18 protein-coding genes are annotated in these 19,237 nt (G+C 49.2%); 16 read left to right on the plus strand and 2 right to left on the minus strand.

The window, feature by feature from the left end; genetic code table 11:
- Window positions 1-50: 50 nt before the first annotated feature.
- From ABIK47_00300 to ABIK47_00355, 12 genes are all read left to right on the plus strand, one after another.
- Entirely contained in the window at window positions 51-1,370 is a 1,320-nt protein-coding gene (locus tag ABIK47_00300) for a tetratricopeptide repeat protein (protein ID MEO0019070.1), read from the plus strand.
- A gap of 7 nt (window positions 1,371-1,377) precedes the next feature.
- Entirely contained in the window at window positions 1,378-2,130 is a 753-nt protein-coding gene (locus tag ABIK47_00305; GenBank protein ID MEO0019071.1) for a dihydroorotate dehydrogenase electron transfer subunit, read from the plus strand.
- Window positions 2,127-3,026, plus strand: a complete 900-nt coding sequence (locus ABIK47_00310; GenBank protein ID MEO0019072.1) for a dihydroorotate dehydrogenase — start codon at window positions 2,127-2,129, stop codon at window positions 3,024-3,026. Before ABIK47_00305 ends, ABIK47_00310 begins: the two co-directional genes overlap by 4 nt.
- Window positions 3,026-3,739, plus strand: coding sequence for an orotidine-5'-phosphate decarboxylase (gene pyrF, locus ABIK47_00315; GenBank protein ID MEO0019073.1), 714 nt, complete (start codon window positions 3,026-3,028; stop codon window positions 3,737-3,739). The genes ABIK47_00310 and pyrF overlap by 1 nt, the downstream gene beginning before the upstream one ends.
- Window positions 3,736-4,317: an orotate phosphoribosyltransferase gene (gene pyrE / locus ABIK47_00320; protein MEO0019074.1), complete on the plus strand. Its 582-nt coding sequence runs from the start codon at window positions 3,736-3,738 to the stop codon at window positions 4,315-4,317. Before pyrF ends, pyrE begins: the two co-directional genes overlap by 4 nt.
- Before the next feature lie 73 nt (window positions 4,318-4,390).
- Complete coding sequence (locus ABIK47_00325) at window positions 4,391-4,894, plus strand: OmpA family protein (GenBank protein ID MEO0019075.1); 504 nt, start codon at window positions 4,391-4,393, stop codon at window positions 4,892-4,894.
- A 90-nt stretch (window positions 4,895-4,984) separates the two neighbouring features.
- A complete protein-coding gene (ybgF, locus tag ABIK47_00330) occupies window positions 4,985-5,689 on the plus strand; it encodes a tol-pal system protein YbgF (protein MEO0019076.1) in 705 nt (234 codons plus the stop codon).
- Between the two features lie 86 nt (window positions 5,690-5,775).
- Entirely contained in the window at window positions 5,776-6,426 is a 651-nt protein-coding gene (locus ABIK47_00335) for a MotA/TolQ/ExbB proton channel family protein (protein ID MEO0019077.1), read from the plus strand.
- Window positions 6,416-6,835 carry a biopolymer transporter ExbD gene (locus ABIK47_00340; GenBank protein MEO0019078.1) on the plus strand — a complete coding sequence of 140 codons (420 nt, stop codon included), beginning with the start codon at window positions 6,416-6,418 and terminating at the stop codon, window positions 6,833-6,835. The genes ABIK47_00335 and ABIK47_00340 overlap by 11 nt, the downstream gene beginning before the upstream one ends.
- Window positions 6,836-6,852: 17 nt before the next feature.
- Window positions 6,853-7,437 (plus strand): energy transducer TonB, encoded by a 585-nt coding sequence (locus ABIK47_00345; protein ID MEO0019079.1) that lies wholly within the window; start codon window positions 6,853-6,855, stop codon window positions 7,435-7,437.
- Between the two features lie 26 nt (window positions 7,438-7,463).
- On the plus strand, window positions 7,464-8,018 hold the full coding sequence (locus tag ABIK47_00350; GenBank protein ID MEO0019080.1) for a LemA family protein: 555 nt from the start codon (window positions 7,464-7,466) through the stop codon (window positions 8,016-8,018).
- A gap of 5 nt (window positions 8,019-8,023) precedes the next feature.
- On the plus strand, window positions 8,024-8,947 hold the full coding sequence (locus ABIK47_00355; GenBank protein ID MEO0019081.1) for a M48 family metalloprotease: 924 nt from the start codon (window positions 8,024-8,026) through the stop codon (window positions 8,945-8,947).
- A gap of 17 nt (window positions 8,948-8,964) precedes the next feature.
- Here ABIK47_00355 and dnaE read toward each other — a convergent pair whose 3' ends face one another.
- A complete protein-coding gene (gene dnaE, locus ABIK47_00360; GenBank protein ID MEO0019082.1) occupies window positions 8,965-12,459 on the minus strand; it encodes a DNA polymerase III subunit alpha in 3,495 nt (1,164 codons plus the stop codon).
- Window positions 12,460-12,761: 302 nt separating this feature from the next.
- Here dnaE and polA point away from each other — a divergent pair, with 302 nt between their 5' ends.
- From polA to ABIK47_00380, 4 genes are read left to right on the plus strand one after another with little or no spacing between them, the layout of a single operon-like run.
- The gene (polA, locus tag ABIK47_00365) at window positions 12,762-15,266 is read left to right on the plus strand and encodes a DNA polymerase I (GenBank protein ID MEO0019083.1); all 2,505 of its coding nucleotides are present in this window, start codon (window positions 12,762-12,764) and stop codon (window positions 15,264-15,266) included.
- The gene (gene wecB, locus ABIK47_00370) at window positions 15,266-16,387 is read left to right on the plus strand and encodes a UDP-N-acetylglucosamine 2-epimerase (non-hydrolyzing) (protein MEO0019084.1); all 1,122 of its coding nucleotides are present in this window, start codon (window positions 15,266-15,268) and stop codon (window positions 16,385-16,387) included. The genes polA and wecB overlap by 1 nt, the downstream gene beginning before the upstream one ends.
- Window positions 16,388-16,399: 12 nt before the next feature.
- Window positions 16,400-16,927 (plus strand): hypothetical protein, encoded by a 528-nt coding sequence (locus tag ABIK47_00375; protein ID MEO0019085.1) that lies wholly within the window; start codon window positions 16,400-16,402, stop codon window positions 16,925-16,927.
- A gap of 20 nt (window positions 16,928-16,947) precedes the next feature.
- Window positions 16,948-17,505 carry a PDZ domain-containing protein gene (locus ABIK47_00380; GenBank protein MEO0019086.1) on the plus strand — a complete coding sequence of 186 codons (558 nt, stop codon included), beginning with the start codon at window positions 16,948-16,950 and terminating at the stop codon, window positions 17,503-17,505.
- Window positions 17,506-17,509: 4 nt separating this feature from the next.
- Here ABIK47_00380 and tolB read toward each other — a convergent pair whose 3' ends face one another.
- Window positions 17,510-18,838, minus strand: a complete 1,329-nt coding sequence (tolB, locus tag ABIK47_00385) for a Tol-Pal system beta propeller repeat protein TolB (GenBank protein MEO0019087.1) — start codon at window positions 18,836-18,838, stop codon at window positions 17,510-17,512.
- Window positions 18,839-19,237 lie beyond the last annotated feature (399 nt).

A 19,237-nucleotide genomic window follows, 5' to 3' on the forward strand; every position in this document is an offset into this window, starting at 1 on the left:
TTTGCTTGACATAGGGTGGTAATCAGGTTATGTTAATAGGAGAGGAAAGATTGAAGGCTCGCTCAGTTCTTTATCATCTTTCGGCACTGGTGCTCTTTGCCGGCTGCGCCTATTTCAATACCTTTTACAATGCCCAGGTATATTACCGTGAGGGGATGATGTTAAAGGAGAGGGGGCAGGCGGGTCTGGCAAAGCCAAAGTTTGACAAGGCGATTGAAAAGTCGGCACTGGTGATTTCCCGGTGGCCTAAGTCAAGATGGGTTGATGATGCCCTTTTTCTGATCGGTAGGGGTTATTATGAAAAGGGGGAGTTTGGCAGGGCTGCCAGGTCTTTTGAGCAGTTGGAACTGGCTTTTCCCAATTCCCCATTTTTGCCCGAGGCAACCTTTTACCGCGGGATTGCCCTGATAAAGGATGGGAATACTGGCACTGGCAGGCTGGTTTTGGAGCGGGTGAAGCAGGCTTATCCTAAGTTCCGGGACGCAGCCAGTTTTCACCTTGCCATGATTGCCCTGGAGCGGGGTGATGACCAGGAGGCGGTTGATTCTCTTAAAAATTTTGTCCAGCGTTTTCCGAAATCAAGATATTACCGGGAGGCGGTAAGGCAGCTTGCTGAGGGCTGTTTACGGCTCGGTAACTATGCCCTTGCCGAGGTCTGGTTTAACCGCTATGCCCAGATTGAGACCGATGCCCGCAAAAGGGCAGAGGCAAAACTGAAGATTGCCCTCTGTCGGCTTGCCGAGGAAAGATATGATGATGTCTTGAAGATGGTTCGTGATGTTTTGGGCAGATATTCGGAACTTGATGGTGAGTTCAACCTGTTGGCGGGCAAGGCGTATACGGGAATGGGAAGGCACAATGAGGCACTCGCAGCCTTTGCCCAGGTGCGCAGTAACAATGCAAACGGTGCTGAGGCGGCATTTATGATTGGCAAATATTACGAGGAAAACAAGGATTTCGAAAGGGCAATGGTTTATTATGACAGTGCTAAGCAAAGGCGGGCGGAGTCTGAGTACGGGGTTCTGGCAACCAAGCGGCTCGCACTTTTGGAGGCAATTATCAGGGACACGCTGCGCAGCCGTACGCCTGCGGAGACGAGGTTTCTTCTTGCTGAGGTGCATGCTCTAAATCTGGGTGAATATGACAACGCGATGGCGATTTATCAACAGGTCTACGACTCGTTTCCCAATACTGAATGGGCACCAAAGGCGCTGTTTGCCAAGGCATGGATTTTAATGCGGATAAAGCAGGACTCTCTTGCTGGCGCCGAGGTGCTGAAAAAGATTGTTGCCGAATACCCAAAAACCGAATATGCGGATGAGTCCAGGCGGCTTCTGGGTTTGATGTCCTCTGAGGAAAAAAAGAGGTGAGCCCGGGGTGAACTTCAAGGTAAGGGTAGCAGAGGTAAGCTGGTTGACACAGGAGGTTGTTTCGGTGTGGGTGGAGGCACCAGATGTAACAGGAAAGACAAAGCCGGGTCAGTTTTTTGGGGTGAAGGTAAACAAAAGAGGGGATTTGCTCTTGCGGCGTCCGCTATCTGTTGCGGATGTGAGGGGCGATTTTTTGCGGTTTATTTTTAAGGTTGTGGGGAAGGGGACCGTCGAATTGAGCAGAACAAAACCGGGTGATGGATGGGATGTTCTTGGTCCCTTGGGCAAGCCGGCACCCATATTTAAAGGAAGGGATGTGGTGGTTTGTGGTGGTGGTGTTGGTGCTGCCCCACTTCTGTTTTTAACAAGGGTCCTAAAAGAAAAAAACCGGGTGAATGTAATTTTAGGAGCAAAAACAGCCTCGGAGTTGATTTTGGTCAATGATTTTCGGCGGCTGAAGGTAAAGGTCATACTCGCAACCGATGATGGCAGTGCTGGTGAAAAAGGGTTCGTTACCCAACCGGCTATGAGGGCAATCAAAACCTTATTAAAGCCGGTTGTCTTTGCCTGCGGTCCGAGATCAATGCTTAAGTTTCTGATGGAGAATGTTGACCAGGTGCCGGTATGGGGGTTTCTTGAGGAAAGGATGGGGTGCGGGGTTGGGATTTGCTACTGTTGTGCGGTTGAGAGGAGGGAAGGAGGCTATCTCAGGCTTTGTAAGGATGGTCCGGTGGTGTTCTTGAACGAGGTGAGATTATGAAGGGTGAGGTGGTTGTTGGGGGTGTAAGGTTTGCCAATCCGGTTCTTGCCGCATCCGGGACATTCGGTTATGGAGTTGAGTTTAAGGGCATTGCCAACCGCTTGGGTGGAATTGTGACCAAGGGGGTGACATTAGAAGAGAGGGCGGGGAATCCACCACCAAGGATTGCTGAGGTTCCGAGCGGGATAGTGAATTCGGTAGGGCTGGAGAACCCCGGGCTTATCAAATTTAAAAGGCAAATCCTGCCGAAACTGAAAAAAATTAAGACCCGGATTCTGGTGAATGTTGCCGGGTTCGAGGTGGATGAGTTCATCCGTTTGGCTGAAGGGCTGGAGGAGGAAAATATTGATGGCTTGGAGTTGAACCTTTCCTGTCCGAATGTAAGTGAGGGTGGAGCGGTTTTTGGCCAAACTCCCCAGAAGGTTGAGGAGATAACGAGAGCGGTGAGAAAAAGGACAAAGAAACTCCTTGTGGTGAAATTGACCGCCAATTTTGTCGACCCAAGAGAGACGGCAAAGGCAGCAGAGGCTGCAGGTGCAGATGCGGTAACGGTGATCAACACATTGTACGGATTGATTCTTGATGATAATGGCAGACCCTTCTTGGGAGGTAGAACCGGGGGGATTTCCGGTCCGGCGATAAAACCTTTTGCCCTGTTTTGCGTTGACCGGGTTGCCGCGGCAGTTAAAATACCGGTGATCGGGTGTGGCGGAATAATAAGCGGCAGGGATGCATTTGATTTTCTTTGTGCCGGTGCCAGGCTGGTTCAGGTTGGTTCTGCCAATCTGACTGCACCGAACGGAGCACTGCGGGTCTTGCAGGAGTTAAAAATTATTATCTCGGAAAAGAGGATTAAGGGATGGGAAAGTATTGTGGGAACAGCAAGGAGAGGGTGATGACAAAACTGATTTTGGCTTTAAATGTAGAAGATGCACAACAGGCGCTGGGATTGTTAGGAGAGATTGGTAATCAGGTTGATTTTTACAAGATTGGTATCGACCTCTGGGCAAAAACTGGTCCGGGGTTGATTAAAGAGTTTGTTTCCCAGGGGGCAAAGGTTTTTCTGGATTTAAAGTTTGCCGATATTCCTTCGGTTGTTGCCAAGGCGGTGGCGGCGGTAACCGAACTTGGGGTCAAGATGCTAACCGTTCATGCAATGGGAGGCGCGGAGATGCTATACGCCGCCAATAAAGCGGCAAAGGAAACCGCTGAAATGAAGGGGGTAGAGAAACCGGTTGTTCTTGGGGTAACAGTTTTAACAAGCCTTGACCGGGCAGGTTTGACTCAGATTACTGGCTGTTCCCAGGAGGTTGAGACTCGGGTTCTGGCACTGGCGGAACTGGCACAGAGTATGGGCTGTGATGGGGTTGTTGCCTCACCGATGGAAATCAGGCAGATTAAGAAAAGGTGCGGTTCGAGGTTTATTGTAGTCACACCCGGTATTAGGTTAGGAGGGGCCAGATTAGGCGATGACCAGCAGCGTGTTATGACGCCTGCCCAGGCGGCAGAGGCTGGTGCCGATTACATTGTTGTTGGTAGACCGATATACGAAGCCCCCGATCCACTTGCGGCAATCAGAGAGATTAGAGAAAGGTTAGGTGGTAAATGATGGAAGCGGAATTGGGTGATTTGCTAAAGAGATATCAGGTGCTACGGGAGGGGCATTTTCTTTTAACATCAGGAATGCACTCCGACCGTTATTTTGAGAAATTTAGGATTCTGGAACAGCCAAAACTTTGTGAGCGGTTTGCCCAGGCTCTTGCCACGCATTTCCAGTCGCAGGGGATAACGGTAGTTTGTGGACCAACTACTGGGGGGGTGATTGTTGCTTATGAGGTGGCAAGGCAGTTAGAATGTCGGTGCATAATCGCTGAAAAAGGAGAAAGGGGAAGGAAAATTGGGAGGGGGTTTGTTGTTGAGGAGACGGACCGGGTGTTGGTGGTGGATGATGTGATGACTACCGGTGGTTCAATAAGGGAGACGCTTGCAGCACTGGAGGAAATACAGGCTAAGATTGTGGGTATTGGCGTTTTTATAGACCGCAGTGTCGGGGTTGACTTTTCAGTTCCGTTTTATAGCGTCTATAAAGAGCCGGTTAGAAATTACGAGTCCGATAAATGTCCGCTTTGCAAAAAAGGGGTTCCTCTTGAGGTACCGGGCAGAAGCGGTAAGAAAGTTGGTGGCTAAAGTTGACAGGAGCGATAGCATGGATATAAATTAATGTTGAAGGCAATTTTAAAAATAAAAAGGAGGAAAGCAGATGAAAGCAGCAGTTAAAATCACAACCATTTTGATGGGCATTGCTTTTGTGCTCATTCTTGTTGGTTGCCCAAAGAAGTGCGTGAAACCGGTTGCTGAAGAACCGGTGGTGGTGGAGCCGCCAGAAGAAGAGGTTGTCCCGCCGGAAAAACCGCGGGTGCAATTGGACCTGCAAACGATTTACTTCGACTTTGATAAATCTGACATCAGGCCGGGTGACGCCCAGATTCTTCAGAGCAATGCGAGTAAGATAAAGAATGTGATTAATAGCGGTCAAAAGGTGAGGGTAACGATTGAAGGTCACTGCTGTCCGATTGGCACATCTGAGTATAATATGGCTCTTGGTCAGCGCCGGGCAGAGTCAGCGAGAAAGTATTTGATTAACCTAGGCATTCCTGCTGATGTCCTTAACACTATTAGTTATGGTGAGGAGAGGCTGGTAACAACTGACTCGGCGCAATACCACCTCAATAGACGGTGCGAGTTTAAGAGCTCAAGCGAGTAGGGGTTGGTTTATAGATTGGATTGATTATAAATGGCAGCCAGTAGGCTCTTTTTGAAATCGCCAGCGATATTTCTGTCATTCAGGAGCCTATTGGCTGCCATTTTATTCACCGGATGTGGGATTCATCGTGAGTATGTGCGTCGGGGGGAACTTTTGGATACGATAGCGGTTCGCCTTAATCGCATAGAGAAAAAGCAACTGAAGCAAGAGGAGGACTTTGGGCGGTTGCGGGCAGATGCTTTTGATGCCATTGAAAAAATTGAGGTTCAAATTGGTGCGGTGGATGCTGAGCTAACAGATTTAGCCGAGCGAGTCGAACGGATTGGAAGACGGGTAGGTGCTTGGCGTGGGGAAATCACAACTGGTAGTTCGACTCCAAATGAAACTGCTGTGGTGATTGTCGATACCGCAGTTGCAGGAATTGATGCCGATCGACTTTATAATACTGCGTATCTTGATTTTACTAAGGGTGAATATCAAACGGCAATAATGGGTTTCCGCCGATTTATTCAGCTTTTTCCCTCGAGTGAGATGGCAGATAACGCCCAGTACTGGTTAGGAGAATGTTTTTATTCGTTGAATCAACTGGATAGTGCCGAAATCGAGTTTAAGCAGGTGAAAAATAAATATCCAGATGGGAACAAGGTGCCAGCCGCAGTGTACAAGTTGGGATTAATTTATCAATTCCAGGGGAAGACGAGTGCGGCGCAAGAAAAATTTAGGGAGGTGGTTGAGAATTATCCATCAAGTCCTGAGGCAAAACTGGCGCAAGAGCGTTTGAAACCCAAACAATAATCCATTTGATGGTCTCAAATAAATTTTTAACCCCTTTCATCTCGGCGGGACCATTTGCTTTAATAATAATAATAATTCTTTTTTTGATGTCGGTGGTTTCCTGGGCGATATTTTTTCGTAAAAGCCGGCAGTTGCGGCGGGCACAGGCACAGTCACGTGCCTTTCTTGAGGCATTCGGTTACCGCCGTAACATCAACGATTATCAGGAACTCGCGCGGCTGTTTCCTGCTTCGCCACTTGTGTCATTGTTAGGCTCGGCGGTGGAGGAATGGCATTCACTCCAGCGAGAGTTTTGCAATTGGAATGTGGAATTGTTTGGTCAGCTTATTACCAATATCACCGAGGCTATGGAGCGGGCAAACTCCCGGGTAACTGAGCAGTTGGAGAGTTCGTTGTCTTTTCTTGCCATTACGACAATGGTAGCACCTTTCCTTGGTCTTTTGGGAACTGTTCAGGGTGTGCTTCGGACATTTCTATCACTGCGGGGGGCACAATTGCCGACTTTGCAGTTAATTGCACCGGGAATTTCAGATGCATTGGTAACAACGGTTATGGGACTATTGGTGGCGATTCCAGCGGCATTTTTTTACAATTATTTTGTCAGTAAGGTAAAAAGCCTACAGACGGAGATGGAACGGTTTACATCAGAGTTGACTGGGCTATTCAGGCTGGAGATGTACCGACTTTTGACCAGTGAAGATAAAGGAACCACCAAGCGATATATAGATGAGCCCTAGCAGATTCAAGGAACGAAGGCTGAAATTTCTCGCGGAAATGAACATCACCTCGTTAGCGGATGTTAGTTTTACTTTGATGATTATCTTTCTTATTGCCGGTGTTTCTACAGCATTGAGCCGGCAGCAAGGGATAGACCTTGATTTGCCCAGAACCACAAAGCCCGAACCTCAGACCGGTGCGGGTCTCGTGATTTCCATCAGGGAGGACAAGCAGATTTTCATTGGGACTAAGGCAGTTTCTCTGCAAGGGTTCAGCAAAGCGCTTGTGTCTCAGCTTGCCAAAGGTAAATACGAACGGGTTTATCTGCATGCCGATCGCCGGGTGGATTACGGAACAATTATCGAGGTCTTAGGGCTGATTAGAGAACAAGGGATTTCTCATATTGGTCTAACTGCACTTCCTAAGTAAAAAGGGAAGGGGATGAGTTGAAGCGGGAGTTATTAATTTCATTTGCTGGACACATCATCTTGGTTGGGATTATAGCATTTATCACTCAGAATGTAAAAAAATCCGAGACGGCAACCAGACCAGCGGTGATTACTGTTGAGATTCTTCGGGGTATAACACCTGGCGAGGAAAATTTGCCATCTACCGCCCATCTTTTTGAGCAGATACCTAAGCCTACACCAATAAAAAAGGAAGGAGAAAAGCCAAAATCAAAGTTAGAACCAAAGGGCACGGACGCTATGATAAAACGTGCAGGGTTAGGTGCAAAAGTTGAGGGTGTTGCGGCACTTGGTTATAATTTTTATATTCAACAGATGCTCGAGCGAATTGCGGAAAACTGGCAAGATCCACAGAGTAACAGAACAAAGAAAATAACTGCAACAGTAATGTTTGTAATAGAACGGGATGGGAGTTTGAGAGAGATTAAACTTGAGCGAGGCTCAGGAGATGCAATCTTTGATGAGTCCTGTCTTCGGGCGATAATGGTGACGCGCAAATTACCTCCTTTACCCGAAGAGTTTACCGCACCGCGGCTTAAGATTCATCTTGAGTTTGAAGGTTAAGAAGGCTTAAAATAAAGGAGTATGAAATGCCGTTAGTATTGGTAATAATAGCAGGTATCATTATAGTGACATTGCTATTTTTTGTAGGGACTTTTAACCTTTTGGTACGCAGTAGAAACCGTGTTAAAAATGGTTGGCATCAGATTGATGTGCAGTTAAAACGCCGCATCGACCTGATTCCCAACCTGGTTGAAACGGTAAAGGGTTACGCCGCGCACGAGCGGGAGGTGTTTGAAAAAGTTGCTGAAGCACGGGAACTTATGATGGGGGCTAAAGGTCCGGCAGAGGCAGCAAAGGCTGATAGCCAGTTGAGTGCTACCCTCAAGAGCCTTTTTGCAGTGGTAGAAAATTACCCTGATCTTAAGGCAAATCAGAACTTTTTAAGACTCCAGGAGGAGTTGGCACATACTGAAAATAAAATTGCCTTTGCCCGTCAGTTTTACAATGATGTGGTTATGGATTACAATAACCATGTGCAGATGTTTCCTTTTAATATCATCGCTGGTATCTTTAAATTTAGACCGGCAGAATTTTATGAAATACCCGCGGCTGAACGGGAGGTGCCTAAGGTCAGTTTTTAAAATCGATGCCTGAAAGACAGCATCTTTATCAGTTGATTGCGCGGAATCGGAGGGCAACTTTTCTTTTTGTTTTCTTGTTTACATTACTTCTAGGGGGTGTTGGGTATCTACTTGGCTATTTTTTTCACTGGGGTCTAGAGTATTATATCTTGTTTGCCCTATTTATCGTGATTTACAATCTGGGGCTTTACTATAATTCTGATAAAGTGGCACTGGCAGTGAACCGGGCGCGACCGGCAGCGCAGGAGGATTTTTACGAGTTGCACAATGTTGTTGAGGAGGTGGCGCTTGCAGCTGGTATTCCCAAGCCAAATGTTTATATTATTGAGGACGATGCGCCCAATGCCTTTGCCACTGGTCGGAACCCGAAAAATGCCGCAGTGGCGGTGACAACCGGGCTTTTACAGATGATGAATCGGGAGGAGCTCCAGGGTGTTATTGCCCATGAGGTCGCTCACATCCGCAATTATGATATCCTGTTAATGACTGTTGTTGCGATTTTGGGCGGGCTTTTGATTCTATTTAGGGATATATTTCTCCGCTGGGGTTTGTTTATGGGAGGGGGCAGACGCCGTGACTCTCGGTCCCGTGGTGGACAGGTAGGCTTAATTTTCCTTTTAATCGGCATTGTTTTGGCAATTATTGCCCCATTTTTGGTGGCAGTTATCAGGGCGGCGATATCAAGGGAGCGGGAGTATTTAGCGGATGCTTCGGGCGCCTACATTGTCCGCAACCCTTATGGATTGGCAAATGCGCTGCGTAAAATCGGTACCTGGTCAGGCAAACTGCAAATGGCATCCCCTGCCACTGCTCATATGTTTACTGCCAATCCCTTTGGGAAAGATAAAATGGAAAAAACAGACCTCTTTGCCTCCCATCCGCCTCTTGCAGAACGGATTAGGCGGTTGGAGCAGTTAACAATCTACTGACAAGCGGCAAATTTAAATCAGATTCCCGAATTTTGAGAATTGGAGCGGGGAGGGGGCGGCAGAGTTGCTTTCATTCGGAGACCATCAATACCGACGATTGCGGTTAACTTGTCAAGGCATTCATTTTCAAGTCTCACTGGGAATTTCTTTAAATAAAAAGTTCTCTTAGACCCGTCAGATAGAACCAGATTAAGGTAAACCGCTATATCCCCGGGAAACTCCTTTAGTACATCTTTAATCTTTGCGAGCATCTTGTCGCTTAAAATGTCACTGTTAATTTCGATGTCGATACTATTCACAAATCTTGATATTGAGGAAAATTCAATCATCCTTTCTGCCCAGATTTGAGGTGTTCCTGGAGTGGTCGAGGATTCGGCACCGGCGCGAACCTTTAGCTTGCCTTGAACTATTACCAGATTATCGATTGTGAGAAGCTGTCGACAGGAGCTCAAAAGGTCGGCAAATACCATTACCTCCACCGAGGAGTCAAAATCCTCAATCGTAACAATGAAATACTCTCGGTCTCGTTTATCTTTGCGAATCTTTCTCGCGGTGATAATTCCCCCAACCATAACCGAGGTATTTTCAGATATTCCTTCTAACTGACCTGTTGATATTAGACCCAACGCCCGATATGCCGATTGATAGCGTTCCAGCGGATGGGAGGAGAAATAAAATCCGAACGCCTCTTTCTCATAGGTTGAAAGGGTTGACTCATCAAAAACCTCAGGTTCGGTTGAATTAACTTCAGTAACTAAATCCGTGCCAAAAAGTTCGAACTGGCGGTCTTTATAAAGTAGTCGCTCTGATGCCGCCTTGCTCATTTCCGTCTCCAGTCTGGACAATAGGCGCTGGCGGTTCGTTTCGAATCTGTCAAATGCCCCCGCCTTGATAAGCGATTCAATCGCCTTGCGGTTCACCTTTCCCCTTGTGCGGATGAGAAAATCAAGGAGGTTTTGATACGGTCCATTTTGCGCGCGTTCCTCCACAACGGCTTCAGCAGCGGCGCTGCCGATATTTTTCAGTCCAGCAAGCCCATAACGGACCTGACCATTTTCAATCGCAAACTGTACCTGACTCATATTAATATCGGGTGGCAGGATGGTAATTCCCATGCGCCGTGCCTCCTTGACAAACTTCGCCAGTTTATCAAAGTCACCAATTTCGCTGGTCAAGGAGGCGGCGATGAACTCTACCGGATGATTGGCTTTGAGGAATGCGGTTAGATACGATAGGTAAGCGTAGCCAGCGGCATGCGACTTGTTGAAGCCATAACCGGCAAATTTCTCCAGGATTTCAAATATTCTCTCCGCCTTTTGGGGAGGAATGCCGGTATTCTTGAGACACCCTTGAACAAAACTTTCTCTCAGGCTTGCCATCTCTTCGGGTTTCTTCTTTGCCATTGCCCGGCGCAGAATGTCTGCCTGACCAAGGGTATAGCCGGCAAGAACCTGGGCCGCCTGCATAACCTGTTCCTGATAGATGAGAATTCCGTAGGTCTCCTTGGAAAATGGTTCCAGGAGAGGGTGTTCGTATTCCACCGGTTCCAGACCGTTCTTACGGGCAACATACTGGGGGATGAGGTCCATCGGTCCTGGTCGGTAAAGGGCAATAAGGGCGATGAGGTGTTCAAGTTTTTCTGGATGGGTTTTTTTGCACAGGTCACGCATCCCCGGGCTTTCCAACTGGAAAAGGCCGGTGGTTTCACCTCGTTGGATGAGTTGATAAGTACGCTGGTCATCAAGGTCAATTCTCTCAATGCTGAAATCAGGTTCTTGGGTGCGGATAAGTTTTGCCGCTTCATCAATTACAGTCAATGTCCGCAATCCTAAGATGTCCATTTTCAAAAGCCCGATGTCATCAAGGGTGTACATATCATACTGGGTGCAGAGGTCGGCATCTGGTGCTTTGTAAAGGGGCACAAACTCCAGTAACGGCTTTGGTGTGATCACGACTGCCGAGGCATGGACCGATGCATGTCTGCTTAACCCCTCAAGTTTCTGGGCAATTGACCATAGTTCCTGATAGCGCGGCTGGGAATTAATCAAATAATTTAACTCTGGGATTTCTTTTGCCGCCTGTTTAAGGTCAAGACCCGGTGGTATCAACTTGGCAATCTGGTCAACCTCAGGGATTGGGATTTCTAAGACCCTGCCGACATCACGGACCGCCTGTCGTGCCTGCATTGTGCCAAAGGTAATGATCTGGGCAACCGAATCACTCCCATACCGTTTCCGGATGTAATCAATTATCTCACCACGCCTTGAGTCGGAGAAGTCGACGTCAACATCGGGCAGGGTGACACGTTCGGTTGAGAGAAAGCGTTCAAACAAAAGTCCATAACGCAATGGGTCAATTTCAGTAACACCAAGGCAATACAAGACCAGCGAGCCCGCTGCTGAACCCCGTCCCGGTCCTACCGGGATACCTTTTTGCTTTGCCTCCCGAATGATGTCGCGCACAATGAGAAAGTAGCCGGCAAAGCCCATCTTCTGGATTACCGCCAACTCCTGCTCCAGCCTTTGCACTACCGACTGGGTAATGTGCGGGTAGCGTTTTTCCATCCCTTTCCGGGCAAGATAGGCGAGGTATTCAAACTCATCACCGTATTCCTTAGGCGGCTGGAATGCGGGCAGATGGAAGCGCCGGTGTTCAATGTCAAGCAAGAGGTTACAGCGGTCGGCAATCTCCTTGCTGTTTTTCGTTGCCTCAGGGATGTCTGAAAACAGCGTCTGCATCTCCGCACCCGAACGAAAGTAAAATCCGGTGGAGTTCAGGCGTAACCGGTCTTTGTCTTTAAGCCGCTTGCCGGTCTGAATGCATAGAAGGACATCCTGGGCAAGAGCATCCTCAGGTCGGAGGTAATGGCAGTCATTGGTGGCGACAATCGGGATATCAAGGGTACTGGACAGGTCCAAAATTTTCGGGATGATTCTTTCCTGGTCCGGAAGACCGGTGCGCATTATCTCAAGGTAAAAGTTGTCTGGTCCCAAAATCTCCTGATATGATGCGGCGGCTGCCATTGCACCTTCATAATCCTCCCTTAAGAGGTGCCAGTTCACCTCGCCTTTAAGACAGCCCGAGAGGCCGATTAACCCCTGAGCGTATTTTGCCAAAAGCTCCTTGTCAATGCGTGGCTTGTAATAAAACCCCTCAAGATAGGCAAGGGAAACCAACTTGATGAGGTTGTAGTAGCCGGTTTCATTCCTACACAAAAGGGTGAGATGGAAGCTTGCCTCCGGGATGTCGGCACGGATTTCCTTCAGCCGTCGGTCACGCGGGGCGACATACACCTCAGCCCCGATGATGGGCTTGATACCTGCCTTTTGTGCCGCCTTGTAAAACTTGATGGCACCAAACATATTGCCATGGTCGGTAAGCGCCAATGCCGGCATCCCAAAGTCCTTAGCCAGTTTTACCATATCCTCAATTGGGGTTGCGCCATCCAAGAGGCTGTACTCGGAATGGGTGTGGAGATGGACAAAATCGCTCTTTTGCCTTTCCGGGGACATCGGTTATTTTATACCTCAGTTTGATATTAAAGTCAAACTTGTCATAAAAGTGATTGCCTTTCCTGAAGACGCCCAGTTGTAAAAGCCCCGCCATTTTATTGATGAATGCATAAGTTATTAATAAACAATAATTTATTTTATTGTATTATATTTTAGTTTTGTTTTGGGGTAGGTCCCCTCCACCACCTCCCGGGGGAATATCCTAAGGGTTTTGTTGCCTTTTTGGGAAAGGTGGTTGTTCACCGCAAGGTTGGGTTGGGTGTTGCTTGACCATCTCAATCAATAACCTATACTGAGTGATAATGAAACGGCTGGTGCTCTTTGATGCCCATTCAATTCTTTACCGGAGTTTCTTTGCCTTTATCCGCAAGCCGTTGAGGAATTCAAAGGGGGAGAACACCTCAGCGGTCTTCGGGTTTAACAACACCCTGAAGAAGGTGCTCCGGGATTTGCAACCGGATTATTCGGCGGTGGTTTTTGATGCCCCGGGCATCACCTTTAGAGAAAGGCAGTATGCTGAATACAAGGCGCAGAGGCCAAAGACACCGGATGAGCTTGCCCGTTCCATTCCGGTTGTTAAGGATTTGGTCCGGGCATTGGGGTTAAGGTATCTGGAGGTGCCAGGTGTGGAGGCGGATGATGTTATTGGTACACTTGCCCGAAGGGCAAAGGAGGAGGGGCTGGAGGCGGTGATTGTCAGTTCAGACAAGGATATGCTGCAGTTGGTTGATGAGGGGGTGGTGGTTTATGACCCCTGGAAAGAGAGGTTTTACCAAGCGGATGATGTGAAGGAGAAACTGGGTGTGACTCCGGAGCAGGTGCCAGATTTTCTTGCCCTTGCCGGTGATGCGGTTGACAATGTTCCTGGGGTCCCGGGAATTGGTCCGAAAAGGGCGCTGGGGCTTCTGTTGAAGTATCGGACTTTGGATGAGGCGCTCGCACGGGAGGAGCGGTTGCGTCCTTATGAAAACTTGGCAAGGCTTTCCCGGGATTTGGTGGTAATCAATACCAGGGCGCCGGTGGAGGTGGAGATGGAGATGTTGCGTCCTGCTGAGCCCGATAAGGAGGCGCTGGGCAAGATTTACCGGCAGTTGGAGTTTCATTCCCTTTTAAGAGAACTGGCAGGTGAGAACGGGCAAAAAAAGGCAGAGGAAAGGGTCGTGGTGGTTGCGGAGTATGATTCGGCGCGGTTGGCGCAGTTATTTAAATCAAAGGCTATCGGGTTTGCATTTGAGCCGGAAAAGGGGTTGTGGGTGAGTTTAGACGGCAATGAGGTGATGCTCGTGCCGGCAAAGGAAAAAGGGGTTTTAGCAAGGGTATTGGCAGAGGGTCAATTTGTCTTGGTCGGGTTTGATATTAAGGAGGAGTTAAAAGAGTTGCATCGGGCAGGGTTCAACCCGCAGGGGAGGCTTTTTGACACCATCGTCGGGACCTGGCTTACTGACCCGAACCGCAAGGGGTTTAGTCCTGAGGATGTCGTTGCCCAGGTCCTTGACAGGACGGTTGAGATTAAAGAGGGGGCTGAACGGGCAATCTGGGCATTAAGGGTTTATCAGGCGCTTTTGCCAGAGATTGCTGCCCGGGGTCTTGGCGCTGTTTGTGAGGAGCTGGAGATGCCTCTGATTTATGTCCTGACGAGGATGGAGGAGCGGGGTGTAAAGATTGACCCAGATTACTTTCGCTTCCTTAATGAGGAGTTATTAAGAGAGCAAAGGGAGATTGAGAAAAGGGTATGGCAACTGGCAGGGGTGGAGTTTAATATCGGTTCACCCAAGCAGCTTGCCGAGGTGCTTTTCAATCGTCTGAAATTACCCAAGGGAAAAAGGACCAAGACCGGATTTTCTACCAGTTCGGATGTGCTTGAGGACTTAATTGATGCCCATCCGATTGTGCGTGAGGTTCTGAGGTATCGGGAGATTGACAAGCTCTGCAATACCTATCTTAGTCCTTTGCCCGCGCTTGCCGATGAAAAAACCCACCGGCTCCACACCCGGTTCAACCAATGGGGCACAAGCACCGGCAGGTTATCCAGTTCTGAACCCAATCTGCAGAATATCCCGATTCGGGGTGAAGAGGGGAGAAGGATAAGAAAGGGTTTTGTTGCTGACAAGGGGATGCTCTTTATCTCTGCTGACTATTCGCAGATTGAGTTGCGGGTTCTTGCCCATTTCACCGGGGATGAGCGTTTGACAGCGGCGTTTGTCCGGGGTGAAGACATTCATGCTGCAACCGCCGCGGCAATTTTAGGGATTCCGTTAAGCGTGGTTACCCCTGAACACCGGCGGATCGCCAAGATGGTCAATTACGGGCTTATTTATGGAATGGGTGACTGGGGGCTCTCCTCGCGGATGGACATCCCGATTGAGGAGGCACGGGCGTTTACTCAGGAGTATTTTCTTAAGTTTCCCGGGGTGGCGAAGTGGCGGGAGGAGATAACCGAGCAGGCAAGGCGGGATGGTTATGTGCGCACCATTGCCGGCAGAATCAGACCGGTCCCGGGAATTTTGAGTGACAACCGGCAGCAGGCGGAGATGGCGTTGCGGGCGGCATTGAATGCGCCGATGCAGGGTTCCTCAGCCGATATTATGAAGCGGGCGATGCTCAATGTTGAGGCAAAGTTGAATCAGGCTGGTTTTTCCGGAGGGATAATTTTGCAGATACACGACGAACTGTTGCTGGAGGTGGAGGAGAGCCGAATTGATGAGGCAAAGGAGATTGTTAGGATGGAAATGGAGAACGCCTGGAAACTGCGGGTGCCACTGGTTGTCGAGATTGGGGTAGGAAGAAACTGGGGCGAGGCGCACTGATGAGTGCTAAAAAGATTTTGGTTGCGTTTGGAACCAGACCTGAGGCGATAAAACTGGCACCGGTTATCAAGGAACTACGGCGTTATCCCAAGAGATTTAAGGTCGTTGTCCTGGTAACAGCCCAGCACCGTCAGATGCTTGATACTGTCCTTGAACTCTTTGCGCTCGAGCCGGATTACGACTTGGGGATTATGATGACAAATCAGAGCCTGGGCGATGTGGTTGTGCGCATCCTTCAGCGGATTGAACCGGTACTAAAAAAGGAGAGACCGGATTTGGTTTTGGTTCAGGGTGACGCCACAAGCGCATTTGCCTGTGCCCTTGCCGCCTATTACCAAAAAATTCCAATCGGGCACATTGAGGCGGGTCTGCGCACACAGGACAAATACCAGCCGTTTCCTGAGGAGGTTAACCGGCGGTTTATCACCGCGCTCGCAGACCTTCATTTTGCCCCGACAGGATGGGCAAGAATGAACCTCATTGAAGAGGGGGTGGATAGAAGGCGCATCTTTGTGACCGGCAACACGGTGATTGATGCGCTCAAGGAGATTGTTAGAAGGCAAGGTCCTGGACGGGTGCCAGTCTTAAATACCATCAACCCCAATAACCGCCTCCTGTTGGTTACCATTCACCGCCGCGAGAACTTTGGCAGACCGCTAACAGGAATCTGTCAGGCTCTGCGTCAGATCGTCAGGCTTCATCCTGATGTTGAGATTGTGTTTCCGGTTCATCTCAACCCGATGGTAAGAGGCACGGTCAGGACGATTCTTAGCAATCACAAGCGAATCCACCTTATTCCGCCGCTTGACTATCTAAATTTCATCCAGGTTTTGAAAAGCTCCTACCTCGTATTGACCGACTCAGGTGGGATTCAGGAGGAGGCGCCGGTTCTTGGCAAGCCGGTCTTGGTCTTGCGCAACAGGACCGAAAGACCTGAGGCGATTGAAGCGGGGACAGCGAAACTGCTGGGAACAGAGCCGGCGCGGATAATAAGAGAGACCTCAATCTTACTAAAATCCAAGAGATGCTATCAAAAGATGGCAAGGGCAAAGAGTCCATTTGGCGATGGCAGGGCAGCAAAGAGGATAAGGGAGATTTTGACCCGTTTCCTTGCCTGTTAAGGGAGAAAGCCTATGCCTCGCTCTATTGGTGAGCGGTTGCGCATAGCGGCGCGGTCCGGGCATAAAAAGCTGTACTGGCTTACGGTTTTAACCCTTTCTGTTGTAGCCATCTTAAGCATAATAATCTTTGGTCCAGAGAGAAAGAGGGTTTCTTTGTCTTTGCCGAGATTGGTCTATCCGCAACCATATTATCAGATTGATACGGTTATTGAGATGCCGAGAGAAAGGCAAGGGCGGCTGACGGTTCTTGCTGTGACAAGACAGGGCTTGGGTGCCGACAGTCTGCGAGCGATACTGGACTGGGTGCTGTTTTCGGTCCTTGATGAATACAGTAAGAGGAAAAGGCAAAACATTCAGGTCATCTGGGCATATCTTTATGAAGATACAATTGTCAGTTTGTCATACTGGAGGGCGATGGCGGTCTATGTTGACCCGAGGCTGCCAAGCTCACTGGTGCCTGATGCTGCCCGTATCGGTGGGGATGCGATAAGGGATGGTGCGATTGAGTATGATTTCACCAACCCCTTGACAATTAAATAGAATTAAAAGGAGGTGAGACAATGCCCTTCAGGCTTTCCTTTTTACCTTTGTTAGTCTGTTTCTCGCTCGTTATCGCTGCAAAAAAGGATGATAAACCGAGAGAAGGCTGGCTGGGTGTTGTTGCGGAGGAGATGAGTCCGGCAATGCTTGCCGCCTTAGGCATTGAACATGGTGTCCTGGTTGCGGAGGTGATAAAGGATGGACCAGGTGCAAAGGCAGGTTTGAAGATGGGTGATGTGATTTTGGAGATTGGGGGTGAAAAGGTTAAGAGCATAAGGGATTTACGCCGGGTGGTCCGCCTTCGTCCCAATGAGAGGGTTGAACTTGTCTATTTTCGCCGGCAGAGGCACAAGCGGGTAATTGTGGAACTGGGGGAGCGGAAAAGGAGGGAGTTGGAATTACCCCCTTCAACCGAGTTCTTGCGCTCATTGGGTGAAGCCTGGCGGAAACTGCGACCGGAGTGGCGGAAAAGTATGGAGATTTACAGAGAGATGCTGGACTCGCTCCAAAGGCAACTTGAGGAGACAAAAAGGGAGTTAAAGGAACTGCAAAGGCGATTGGAGGAGAAAGACCGGTAAAATTTTAGCGGCGCAGACGCGGGCTCCAGGTAGGGGAGAAGGCGCCACCGGTATTGGTTATCCGGCGCTGATTCGCACCGTTCCAGTCCATTGTGTAAATCTCCCAGACACCGGTCCGGTTGGAGGCAAAGGCAATATGCAAGCCATCAGGTGACCAGACCGGATCTTCATTGTTGCCCTGACTGGTGAGTTTGATGTAGGTGTCGCCAAGGACATTTGTCAGACATATCTGGTTTGAGCCATCAGGCTGGCGCTGGACAAAGGCAATCAGGTCCCCTTTTGGCGACCAGGCAGGGGAGGTGTTGTAGGAGCCGGAAAATGTCAGGCGGTGAAGGTCAGTGCCATCAGCGTTGATGCAGTATATTTGGGGTGTGCCGGTTCGGTCAGAGACAAAGGCAAGCTGCCTGCCGTTTGGTGACCAGGTTGGTGAGATGTCAATCGCCCGGCTGTTGGTCAATCGGCGCAGGTTTCTGCCGTTGATGTCAACAAGGTAAATCTCGGAGTTGCCTTCAAAAGTGAGGGAAAGGGCGATGGTTTTGCCATCGGGTGAAAATGCCGGGGTGGTGTTCAGACCAGAGCGCTCAGAAATCGGGATAACCTTTCTTGTGTTTAGGTCAAGGTAATAGCAGTTAAGGGAAGTTGAGCCATAAGAGGAGAAGGCGATGCGGTTGCCATCAGGAGACCAGTCAGGGAAGAGTTTGAGCCCGCCAGATGATGTGAGCTGTTCATAACCGGCACCATCATAATCAACCACTGCCAGTTCCTTATGACCTTGACCCAGGCTCCGGGAGAAGGCGATGCGGGTACAGCTGATACCGTCCTCACCGGTCAAGAGTTTTATCACATCATCTGCCATCTGATGGGCAAGCCAGCGATAATCGGGTTTCAGGGGATAGTTCTTGGAGGCAATCAGGCGCGAACTTCCAAGGTCATAAAGCCGCAGGTTCAACTGGCTCCCACCCTTGCGCGGGACAAAATCGGCACAGACAAGCACCTGGGCACCGGTTGTTGCCCAGCCTTTAAGGTCGGGCTTTTTCGGGTCGGTGGAAAAGTTATAGACCTTGCCCGATTCTGGTTCCTCAAATGTGAAGTAAAGGGAAAATTCAAGGTCACTGGTAAAGACCTCCTGAATCCTTCTGGTCAAGGCGACCGTTTCCGGTCTGGTTCCTTTTGGCGTGGTGAAGTCGGCGATGACGAGGGAGAGGCGTTTGCGGGTGCCGGAAAGCGTCAGTTTAAGCCACAGTTCATCCACAGAAATGGTTGGCTTTTCAAAAGAGTCCTGGATTTGACCCAAGAGTAAAAATGAGAGGACAAGCGGCGGCAATAAACTCATCCTTTCAGTATAAGAAAAATAACCGTGAGGTCAAAGACAGCCAGACAGGGGATTTATATATACGCAAAAATGGATAAATGTGCCAGAATCCCGGTCAGTGACCAGCCCAGGGGTCGTCCCGGGGACAGTCCCCCCTACCACCTCCCTTATTGTCTCCTTTACCCCTTACCATTACACCCTTAAGACCATATCCTTATGCCTGGCGATGGCTGTCCTTAAGAGCCTTTTCCCTGCCGCACTTAGGGCTATTCCTTAATCCACCTTCAAATCCGCCTGTCAGGCTCTATCTATGGTTATATCCTGATGTCCATCCCGGATCACCTCTAAGGCAACCTTACCGGCTAACCTCAAGGCTATCCCTGTCTCTGCCTTCATTACCATTACCGGCTGTCTCATTGT

The sequence above is a fragment of the candidate division WOR-3 bacterium genome (assembly GCA_039801245.1).
Taxonomy (GTDB): domain Bacteria; phylum Hydrothermota; class Tepidihabitantia; order Tepidihabitantales; family Tepidihabitantaceae; genus JAOABP01.